The 10,803-nt window shown below is 42.4% G+C and carries 7 protein-coding genes and 1 pseudogene; 3 read left to right on the top strand and 5 right to left on the bottom strand.

What is annotated here, in order from left to right; genetic code table 11:
• Positions 1 to 227: 227 nt before the first annotated feature.
• The 5 genes from V7654_RS10820 to V7654_RS10840 form a co-directional block, all read right to left on the bottom strand.
• Complete coding sequence (locus tag V7654_RS10820; protein ID WP_335430346.1) at positions 228 to 1,373, bottom strand: acyl-CoA dehydrogenase family protein; 1,146 nt, start codon at positions 1,371 to 1,373, stop codon at positions 228 to 230.
• Positions 1,374 to 1,401: 28 nt separating this feature from the next.
• The gene (locus V7654_RS10825; RefSeq protein ID WP_335430347.1) at positions 1,402 to 2,925 is read right to left on the bottom strand and encodes a long-chain-fatty-acid--CoA ligase; all 1,524 of its coding nucleotides are present in this window, start codon (positions 2,923 to 2,925) and stop codon (positions 1,402 to 1,404) included.
• 369 nt (positions 2,926 to 3,294) lie between these two features.
• On the bottom strand, positions 3,295 to 5,343 hold the full coding sequence (locus V7654_RS10830; protein ID WP_335430348.1) for a sigma 54-interacting transcriptional regulator: 2,049 nt from the start codon (positions 5,341 to 5,343) through the stop codon (positions 3,295 to 3,297).
• Positions 5,344 to 5,528: 185 nt separating this feature from the next.
• Positions 5,529 to 6,296, bottom strand: a complete 768-nt coding sequence (locus tag V7654_RS10835; RefSeq protein ID WP_335430349.1) for a 3-hydroxyacyl-CoA dehydrogenase — start codon at positions 6,294 to 6,296, stop codon at positions 5,529 to 5,531.
• 483 nt (positions 6,297 to 6,779) lie between these two features.
• Entirely contained in the window at positions 6,780 to 7,697 is a 918-nt protein-coding gene (locus V7654_RS10840) for a DMT family transporter (protein ID WP_335430350.1), read from the bottom strand.
• A 153-nt stretch (positions 7,698 to 7,850) separates the two neighbouring features.
• Here V7654_RS10840 and V7654_RS10845 point away from each other — a divergent pair, with 153 nt between their 5' ends.
• The 3 genes and pseudogenes from V7654_RS10845 to V7654_RS10855 form a co-directional block, all read left to right on the top strand.
• Entirely contained in the window at positions 7,851 to 9,026 is a 1,176-nt protein-coding gene (locus V7654_RS10845; protein WP_335430351.1) for a hypothetical protein, read from the top strand.
• Positions 9,027 to 9,240: 214 nt separating this feature from the next.
• Positions 9,241 to 10,131: a hypothetical protein gene (locus tag V7654_RS10850; protein ID WP_335430352.1), complete on the top strand. Its 891-nt coding sequence runs from the start codon at positions 9,241 to 9,243 to the stop codon at positions 10,129 to 10,131.
• Between the two features lie 29 nt (positions 10,132 to 10,160).
• A pseudogene (locus V7654_RS10855) lies at positions 10,161 to 10,803 on the top strand (hypothetical protein); the annotation flags it as partial.

The following is a 10,803-nucleotide window of genomic DNA, read 5'->3' on the forward strand; positions in this document are numbered from 1 at the left end:
CCTATTGGAACATCCCTGAGACGGTTTTCGCTCTCACAGTGTTTCCAATGGACCCTATTGGAACATCCCTGAGACGGTTTTGGCTCTCTCAGTGTTCCAATGGACCCCTTTGATAACAACTCAAGTGGAATTTTACTCTCTAGAATTGTCTTTATGAGCCCTTTGAAAACAATTCATTTTCGTTTTGGTCTCGAATTGTTTTAATGTTCCATTTATAAATACTGGCCCTATAACCCCAAATTCTTCGCAATGATCGTCTTCATGATTTCATTCGTTCCTGCGTAAATGCTTGAGACTGGTATATCGCGGAATCTTCTGGCAATCTCGTATTCTTCCATATAGCCGTAGCCGCCATGGAGCTGCATGCATTCTGCGGCGATTTTTCGGGCGCTGTCGGTCAGCTTCCATTTTGCCATCGACACCTTCGTTACAACATCCTTTCCCTCGATATGCTCGGCGATCAGTTGATCAAGGTATGCCCTGCCCATTTCAATTTCGGTCGCCATCTCAACGATTTTAAATTGCGTGTTTTGGAATTTGCTTACCGGCTTGCCGAAGGCTTCGCGACTTTTCACGTAATCAATCGTCTGCTTCAGCATCACCTCTGAAGCTGTCTGTGCGGCAATTGCCACAAGAAGGCGCTCCTGTTGAAGTTTTTCCATCAAGTAAATGAAGCCTTTGCCCTCTTCACCAAGCAGGTTTTCCTTTGGCACTCTGCAGTCTTCAAAAATAAGTTCCGCTGTGTCCTGGCAGTGAAGCCCAACCTTATTGAGCTTTCTTCCCCTTGAAAAACCCGCCATATCTCGTTCGACAACGAGGAGGCTGACACCCTTATGCTTCGGTTTCGCTTTCGGATCTGTTTTACAGGCGACAACAATGAGATCTGACTGGATTCCATTTGTTATAAATGTTTTTTGGCCGTTTAAAATGTAGTGGTCGCCATCAAGAATAGCAATTGTCTGGATGTTCGCCAGATCCGAACCTGTACCAGGCTCAGTCATCGCGATTGCTGTAATGATTTCCCCTGTCGTGCATTTCGGCAGCCAGCGTTTCTTTTGTTCTTCCGTGCCGAAAGCGGTGATATACGGAACAACGATGTCATTATGGAGTCCCACTCCAACAAGCCCGGAGCCCACCCGCTCCAGCTCTTCATTGATGACTACCGCGAATCCCCAGTCAACCTCACTTCCGCCATATTCCTCATCAATATCTGGGCAAAGATATCCCTGTTCCCCCATCTTCGTCCAAAAGGAGCGCGGAATCATCCTGTCCTCTTCCCACTGATCGTAAAACGGGTAAGCTTCCTTTTCTAAAAACTTCCTTAGTGACCTGCGAAAGATTTCGTGGTCATCCGTTAAATAAGGGTGCTTCATTCTATATCTCTCCCCTTTAGTTAATTTGCTACTGAGTTACTTCATTCAATTTATGGCGCAGTTGGTATTTTAGTATTTTTCCAGAAGCATTCCTTGGCAGTGCTTCCTCAATAAATATCCTTCTAGGAACCTTGTAGCCTGCAAGTTTTTGACGACAAAAAGTTTTTAATTCTTGTTCATCTACAACTGCACCCTGTTTCGGCACGATTACTGCACACACTGCTTCTCCCCAAACCTCATCCGGGAGCCCAATGATTGCTGCCTCCAAAACGGCAGGGTGTTCATAGAGCACTTCCTCAACCTCGATTGAATACACATTTTCTCCGCCGGAAATAATCATGTCTTTTTTTCGGTCGACAAGCGTTATGAAGCCTTCTTCATCAATCGTTGCGAGATCTCCCGTATATAGCCAGCCATCTTTGATTGTTTTTGCCGTCTCCTCCGGCTTCTTGTAATATTCCTTCATGATTGATTCGCCCTTGATGATGAATTCACCGACTGCACCATGCTTGATATCCTTGCCTTCTTCATTGACGACTCTGGCTTCAGTTAGGAATGCTGCCTTGCCGCCTTTTCCGAAATGATTTTTATGTCCTTCGGGATTCAGCAGGATTCCGCCTGGCCCAGCTTCGGTTAAGCCACAAAGGTTATAAAACTGGTCTGTACGGAACAACTCGATGCTTTTTCGTACTAGCTCAGGTGCCATCGGTGCAGCGCCATATCCGCATCTTTTTATCGAAGAAAGGTCATAATCGGCGGCATTAGGCACCTGCAGCAAAAAGTTATACATTGCCGGGACTCCAAAGAAGTGCGTGATCTTATTCTCTTGAATTGCCTCTAGCGTTTTCACCGGATGGAAATCACGATGGATAATATGCGTTGCCCCAAGTACTACTCCTGAAATGAGGAACAGGTTAAGCTGTGCTGAATGGAACAGCGGTGCGATATGAAGGATTCGCTCCTCCTGGTTGATGCCCATGCTGATCATCATCGTCAATCCCACATTGAAGACTCGTTTATGGTCAAATAGGGCCCCTTTCGGTTTTCCGGTTGTACCTGAAGTATATAAAATTTCCAGGTCATCATCGTCACTGACCTCGATTGGCGGATTTTCCGAACTGACAGCCAATACTCCCTCATATGAGTGATGACCTACTGTGGTTGGAGTTCCGGTCGTGATGACATGGGCGACGCACGTTCCTTCTCTTGCTGAAGTGATTGTGTCCTCGAAATCGTCGTCACAGATGACAAGAACCGTTCCAGACTGATCGAGAATATAATGGACCTCTGATGACGTCAGGCGGAAATTTACTGGTACGATTACCGCGCCTATTTTAGCTGCTGCAAAAAAAGCAAACACAAACTTGTCAGAGTTCTTCATCATTAAAGCAACCTTTTCGCCTTTGCGAATCCCCAGTCCAATCAGCCCGTGTGCCAGTTTATTTACTTCTTCATTAAACTGTTTGTACGTAAAACCTCTGCCCTCACATTCGATTGCAAGCTTTTCAGGAGTTTTCCTTGCATTTTGCGCTAAATATGACCCGATATCCATACACGATTTCCCCCTAGATAAAATTGGCGTATAAATTGAAAGCGTATCCAATTTTATATATGCAATAATTATGCCAATTTTCCAAAAATAATAAAAGCATTGATATCAGGGATCGAAATAACAAACGTTATTGCAAGGTGTCCAGAAAATGGACACCTTATTCTGGACAGTTCAATTACTATTTACGGTACGTCTTGTTCTGGTCGCTCTTTTTCCAAATATGATAAACAGTCCAAAAGGTCAAAGGTACAATTAAAATGATATACGGCCTGAAAAAGGAGGGTAAAAAGAAGATTAATATTAAGCCTACTATTATAAACGGCGGCATCAGTGAGTGATATTTTTTATCCCATTGCACTTAAAATCCCCCTAAACTGACAGCTGGTATTTTTTTATTTTTTCATACAGTCCTGACCGGCTGATCCCGAGCAGCCTGGCAGCTTGTGCTTTGTTGCCGTTTGCCTGGGTTAACGCCTTTTTGATGGCACCAAGTTCCGCGTCTTCGGCAAGTCTTACCCTTGGCAAAGCTGGTTCGGCAACTTGAGAAATTAAGTAGTCAGGAAGATCCTCCGCCTGAATTTTACCATGCTCAGCAAAGGTCATAGCCCTCTCAAGCACATTTCTAAGCTCGCGGACATTTCCCGGCCATTTGTAATGAAGCAGCGCCTGCATAGCGTGTGATGAGATTCCGGTTAAGCTTGTGCCAAGCATTGAATTCAATTCCTTCATTAAACTGATGGTCAAATGCTCCACATCATGGACACGTTCCCGCAACGGCGGGATATTCAAGGAGATGACGTTCAGCCTGTAGTATAAGTCCTCCCGAAATTCTCCTGCTCTCACCATTTCCTCCAGGTTCCGATTCGTCGCCGCAATGATCCTCACATCCACTTTTATGCGGGCATTCCCGCCGACACGGTAAAATTCGCGCTCCTGCAGGACTCTTAATAATTTCGCCTGGAGAGCCAGTGACATGTCGCCAATTTCATCAAGAAACAATGTGCCGCCGTTGGCAAGATCGAACTTCCCGATTTTGCCGCGCTGCTTCGCCCCTGTAAAAGCACCTTCTTCGTATCCGAAAAATTCGGATTCAAGCAAATCCTCTGGAATCGCTGCACAGTTCACGACGACAAACTTGCCATCACTTCTGGCACTGCTATTATGGATGGCATGCGCGAACAATTCCTTGCCTGTCCCGCTCTCTCCTCTGATCAGTACGGTTGACCTGCCTTTCGCTGCTTTAGCGGCACTTTTCTTCAATTTTTCCATATAAGGGTCTTCACTGAAAATATGGTCCCAAGTGAATCTTGCTGATTCCGATTTTTGCAGCTGCTGATGGTAAAAGCTTGCCTTGCTTTCGGCCTTTTGCAGCCTTTTGAACAGCTCGCTCACTTCATTTAACTGGCGGAACATCACCTTTCCAATCGCGCCGATGACCCGCCCATCCTTCTTGATCGGGATTCGATGGACGATATATTTAATGCCATTCAATTCATTAAAATCACTGACTTCCGCTGTTTCTGTTTTGAACACATTGCCAAGCTTGAGTTGAGGCAGCACTTTGTCGACAGCCTGGTTTAAAACATCTATTTTTTCAAGGTTGAAAAGTTCAAGCAGTGGCGGGCTTACCATCGTGATCATATTCCGTTCATCTGTCATGAGGATTCCATCGTAGGCATGCTCTAATGTCGTCTCAATGGTCAGCTTCAATTTCTTGACTGTTTGAAGCTCTTCAGCCATTACTTCAATTTCGGAAATATCCTGGAATAAAACGATTTTTCCTTGCCGGTGGTTAACCGTCTCATATGCTGAAATATGCATAATAGATTTATATTTTTCATAATGATGGTGAACATTGTTTTCAATGGGCAGACCTGGGAACATGTCTTCAAGGCACTGAGATTGAATCGACTCTACTGGACGGCCGCAAATTTTCGAAAGAGCTTCATTGGCATAGATGATTCGCAAGTTTTCGTCGGTCATCAACACACCCATATTGGAATGCTTTAAAATCGTTTCCAGCTGCTCCTTCAATGTGTTTGCGGATTTCAGCAGCGACTGTACCATTTCCGTTTTGGTGAGCAATCCGATTACCTTATTATTCTCATCAAGTACAACCCCTGTACCAACTCGGCTCGTTTTTACAATTTGTTCAATTTGATGATAGGGAGTATCGATCCGAATTGAGCGAGCGTCCTTTTTTATGTATTCTTTTATCTGTGCCTCAAGAGGATTTCCGTCCAGAATCATTTGATACAGCCCGCTCCGCGTAAAAATACCCTGCAGGTTCCGATGATTGTCTGTAACAGGCAGCAGGTTCCATTTCTTCTGTTTGATGATTTCAATTGCCTCTCCCAATGTGGTTTTTTCCGTAATCGTACAATCAACCGGAGTTACAATATCCCTGAATTCAATCATCTATTTATCCCCACCTTTAAAGCTGGCTTTTTCATTTAAATTTCTGAAAATTCAATCTGATATATTCATTATAAAGGTTACGTATTGCTAGGTATACTTTGAAAGATGAAATTTCACCATTTTTCTGAGGTCCCCTTTTAAACAAAATAGACTCTTTCCTTTTCAGAAAAGAGTCTTAATCTCATTTATTTTGGCTGCATCCTGATCGCGCCATCGAGACGGATTGTTTCACCATTTAACATAGGATTGGTAATGATGCTTTCGGCGAGATGTGCGTATTCCTCAGGAAACCCTAGCCGCTGCGGGAACGGTACCATTTTTCCGAGAGAATCTCTCGCTTCCGCAGGCAGGGAATCGAACATTGGGGTATGGAATAAACCTGGCGCAATTGTCATTACACGGATTCCAAATGCAGCTAACTCCCTGGCAATCGGCAATGTCATTCCTACAACTCCGCCCTTGGAGGCACTATAAGCTGCCTGGCCGATTTGGCCATCAAACGCTGCCACCGAAGCCGTATTGATAATGACACCTCTTTCGCCCGTTTCATTCGGCTCGTTATTCGTCATTTGTTCGGATGCGAGGCGGATGACATTGAACGTACCAATCAGGTTGATTGAAATCACCTTTGAAAACATGTCCAAGGAATGGACTCCCTTTCGTGACAGCAGCTTAGCCGCAATTCCAATGCCTGCGCAGTTTACCACCGTATTAATGGAACCGAAGGAATCAATGGCCTTGCTGACAGCGTTTGAGACATCTTGTTCATTAGATACATCTGTTTTTACAAAAACGGCACTTTCGCCTAATTCTTCAACAAGCTTTTGTCCCCTTTCCTCCGATAAATCCAGAATTGCCGCCTTGCCGCCCTGCTTGATGATATTTCTTACAGTTGCTTCGCCAAGTCCGGACGCTCCGCCAGTAACAATCGCTCTTACTTCACTCATCTTCATTCCGCATGACCTCCACTTTAATAAAAATTACTAATTTTATATAAAGCAAGAATCATGCCAAGAGCATTGTGTCTGTATAATAAGGGGCTTTTCTTTAAAAGTGTCCAGATTCCGGACAGATTTAGGAGGAAATTGTACATTTTTTTGTTGTTGAGTAAAAATCACCAGTTGAGTTTACAGCATGCTTTCCTCTTTAAAAACTTTTTCACTTGTTGGATTGTTTTTTACTTGTTAGGGAGGCTTTTACACTTATTGAGGACATTTTTTCACATGTTTAAAGCCTTTTTTCACCTGGTGAATTTTATCTTGTACAATTGGATGGTTGTATCACCATTTGAAAAAGTTTTTTCACCAGTTGAGACAGTTTTTTCACCGGTTGGAATGATTTTTTCACCGGTTGAACCTATATCATAACGACTACCTACATGAAGATTTCACTAAAAAAAATGCAGAGCATCCGCCCTGCATTATTTAATCTTTCTATTAAGCTGCGTTTCGCTTTGCCCTGTTTTTGAGCATTAATTCCTCGAGAGCTCCAGACCCGAAAATGACGCCTGAAACAATGAAGACCAAACCAAGCAAATGTGAGGAAGTGATGTGCTCCCCAAGGAAAATTGCCGCGAATAAAATTGAAAGAAATGTATTTAAATTAAGGAAAATAGACGCTTCGGCAGGTCCTGTTATGCCAATCGCGTAATTGTAGAGCATGTGCCCAACTGCTGTCGCAAAAATGGCTGATGCGAAGAACACACTCCATAATCCAATTGTGCCGTTTCCAATATGCGATAACCCTTCAGGTTCCTTCCAGAGCCCAATGAAAAATAACAAAATCGAACCGAACACGAGCATATATCCTGTCAACAGACGTGGGTCCAGTGTTCTTGCTGCCTTCGATATAATGATAAAACTGATGGCCTGCGACAGAATCGACAGGAATACATAAAAATCACCTAATGACATTCCTGACAAACCTGTGCTCCCAGCGAGCACTGTCAACGAAACACCAATCCCTCCGAAAATAAAACCGATTGTCCGGACATGAGTCAGCTTTTTACCCAGGAATAGAATGGCCATCAACGCAGTCAGCAATGGACCAAGCCCTAGGATTAATCCCCCATTAACAGCAGATGTTTCTTTAAGACCGAGACCGAGGAACAAGTGGTGGCCTGTAACATTCAAAATGCCGCCTCCAATTATATAAATCCATTCCTTCCTGGATGGGAGTCGGACTTTTTTCAAGAAAAAGAGAATGATAAATACAGTGATTCCGGCTGTGAAGACACGCAGTGACGTGATTGTAATCGGCGGAAAGTTTCCGACAATTACCTTAAGGGCAGTAACATTCATTCCCCATAAAAACATGATTCCTGTAAGAATCAGATAGATTTTTAGATTTTTCATGGTGCATCCTTCTTTCGTTTAAACGGTTAAAGCATAAAGTTCATTTTACTACTTTTTTACAAAAGGGCAAGAGAAAGGGAAATTCCTTTTGCTGGAGAATTTAATAAAGTATAAATATTGGATCGTTCTTAAACCATGAAAGGAGTTTTCGAAGTGGAAATAGCAGTAAAAATCGAGGAACTAATGAACAGGATTAAGCTTGATGAGTATTGGCCTGATTTTAGGTCAGTGGCTTATGCACTTTATAATACTGATGAGGTTCATTTGGTCAACCATCCATACACAAACTTTCAAACTCAAACAATCCCATCAGAGCCAGTTTTCAATGGTGCAGATACAGTGATTCTTTATCACAATCACCCAACTGCCATCGTTAACCTGGAACGCTATGAAACATTCGAAAGTCTCTATCCTATTCTTGTGCATGAATCATTTCATGGATATCAATATTTATATGGGGAAAAGAGATTTCCTGACGAGCTAATGGGCAGTCAGTATCCTTTACTTGGTGAAAATATTGAATTAAGGAGTCGTGAAAGAGAGCAACTTTATTCAGCGGTAATCTATAATAGCCAAGAAGCCATTAGCAACTTTATCGCTCTGCGTGAAAAAAGAAAGGCGTTTATCGGCAAGTATGCTGACTATGAATTTTTAATAGAAAGTGTTGAAGGAACCGCATGGTATGTAGAGTTTCTCGCCAGCATAAAAATCTCAGGTCTTCCAAATGATAAAATTATAGAAAAATACAGTCCCTACCTATTGGATCGCCTTGAATCGAACCTGAATATCAGACGAAGTGGATATGGTTCCGGAATGTTTATGTGTTTATATCTGGATACTACAGCAGGTAACTGGAAGCATAAATTTGTTGAATCTAATCTAACTTTGTATGAATTTTTAAAAGAAAATATTGAATGGCACAGGCAATCTATTTCTGACGAGATTCAGGTGAATCAGGAAACGTGGGAGCTAATCAATTTTATCAAATCTAATCGGTTAAAAAAATTCAAAGAATTTGAGGAGCAAGGGGTCTTTTCCCTTTTTATTGAAGGAAAATTCGATTCAATCTATTTTGACCCTATTAATATGATTACATTTGAAAATAAGACACTGCATCAATACCTGCGAGTAGTGGCTGGAAACAAAGAGTATATTTTTACGCAGCCAGTTATCACTTTTTTTAAAGTACAATTCAAAGACGTCTTTCGACTGCACCTCAGGATGAAAAATAAACCAAAGATTAGTAACAGTGTCTTATTTATTGAGGATGTCGGCGAAATCTCCGGTGACATTATGGATTGCGGCAACGATTTTACCATTAAAATATAAGCTCGATTTGGCAGGAAGGCTGAGACTTCCTGCTTTTCTTTGTTAAAAGTGCCAAAAAATAAGGTAGTTTGTCTCAGGTCATTTTCCCTCTTCTCTCCCGTCGTACTAGGCGAAAAGAACGGTTTATTTTTATATTCAACAAAAACCGACAAAAAAAGGTTTAAAATCCAGAATGCTATCCATGAATAATCCAATATTGAAAGGAGGTGAAAGGATGCACTTCCGAAAATTGATTATTACTGGATTTATTGCTGGCACGGCTATATTTTTACCTGACCTTGCTTTTGCTGAAAAAGCTCCAGATGCAGATAAGCGAGAACAGCATGCGGCTGTCATACAGGAAAAATTGCCAGTCCAAGCTGAGAAGGCTCAAGCTGTTGAAAAAACTACAGCTGCACCTGTTGTAAAAAAACAGCCGACTGAACGGAAGCCTGTAATAGAAAAGCCAGCTCAGGCAAAGGCTGTTGTCAAACCTCCTCAGTCTAAGCAGCCAACTGGAAAACCCATTGCCTCTTTAAATAGAAGCGAGAAGGCTGCCAAGACGCTCTTGCCTAAAAAGGTTTCTGGACAAAAGCGAGGCTTAGTCAAAAATATATCAAAGCCCAAGCCCAAGCCAAACAATACGGAAGACAAAAAAGCTGCTGTAAAATCCATACATATTGAAAGTGAAGATGTGAAAGATACAAAACTTCTATCACCCGGATTGAAGGATCAGGCAGAATCTTCTCAGGATATTGCCAAAAAGCCGGTCTCGAAAATGAAAACCGCTGCTAAAGCGGCTGTACAATCGGCTCCAGAAAAAAGGGATGAACCTAGTTCTTCCCAAAAAGAGAGGTATCCAAAAGGAGATAATCTTCCTAATCCTCCATCACGCACGAAGGCTTCAGGGGGGCCTTCAAGTGACCGGACAAGTAATGGAAATACCAGCACAAGCTTTTTTGATAAGTGGTTTATATGGGATCAAGGTTTTTATTTGATTCTTACCCAGCCATTTTCATCCCGAGCTTCTGTTTTTAGAAGCCAGTGGGTCAATGCCCCTCCATCACCACCACCGATTGAAGCTCCTGTTTTTTTACCGTATACCGACGCGATTTGCCACGGATAACGATATTAAAAAGGGAGCGAATAATAAAAATGAATAATTATACGAATGGAACTAAAGTTGTTAAATCTTTTATGTTAGCTGGAGTATTGTCTATTGGAGTCTTGACAGGCGGGCACTTTACCCAAGCTGCCGGACCAGATAAAGTGAAAGTGGAACAATCTCACTCAGTTAAACCAGTTCAGGTGAAAACTGTAAACACTAAGAAAGCTGCCGTAAAAGCAACTCCTGCAGTTCCAGCAAAGCCTGCTGTAAAGGCTCAGCCAAAAGCAGAACCTAAGCTTGAGACTAAAGAAAAAGCAGTGAAATCACAAGCTAGTGTACATGCAAGTGAAACAGCTAAAAAACACGCTGCTCCAAATGCAGCTGTTCACGCACCAGTCAAGCAAGCACCTGCTGAAGAAACGACTACTGAAGAAGTAGTAGTTCAAGAACCAGCGGTCGAAGATGTGGTGGAAGTTGAACCAGTTGTAACAGAGGAAGTAGATACAGATACTGAATCTGAAGAAACAGCTGTCATTGAAAATGATGCTAAAGCAAAGAAAGATGAAGATGAAAATCTTGATACAGATGCTGATATGAAAAAGGAAGATGACGAAGAAACAGAAGATGATTCTAAAGACATCAACCTTGATACGGATGCAACTGTAAAAACTGAAGACGAAGATGAAAATG

It is taken from the genome of Bacillus sp. JJ1609, assembly GCF_036967045.1.
In the GTDB taxonomy this organism is placed as follows: Bacteria; Bacillota; Bacilli; order Bacillales; family Cytobacillaceae; genus Mesobacillus.

What these genes read in the sequence shown, in the direction of transcription:
- V7654_RS10820 (WP_335430346.1), bottom strand. Translation starts at nt 1,373, where the DNA reads ATGAAGCACCCTTATTTAACGGATGACCACGAAATCTTTCGCAGGTCA.
- V7654_RS10825 (WP_335430347.1), bottom strand. Translation starts at nt 2,925, where the DNA reads ATGGATATCGGGTCATATTTAGCGCAAAATGCAAGGAAAACTCCTGAA.
- V7654_RS10830 (WP_335430348.1), bottom strand. Translation starts at nt 5,343, where the DNA reads ATGATTGAATTCAGGGATATTGTAACTCCGGTTGATTGTACGATTACG.
- V7654_RS10835 (WP_335430349.1), bottom strand. Translation starts at nt 6,296, where the DNA reads ATGAAGATGAGTGAAGTAAGAGCGATTGTTACTGGCGGAGCGTCCGGA.
- V7654_RS10840 (WP_335430350.1), bottom strand. Translation starts at nt 7,697, where the DNA reads ATGAAAAATCTAAAAATCTATCTGATTCTTACAGGAATCATGTTTTTA.
- V7654_RS10850 (WP_335430352.1), top strand. Translation starts at nt 9,241, where the DNA reads ATGCACTTCCGAAAATTGATTATTACTGGATTTATTGCTGGCACGGCT.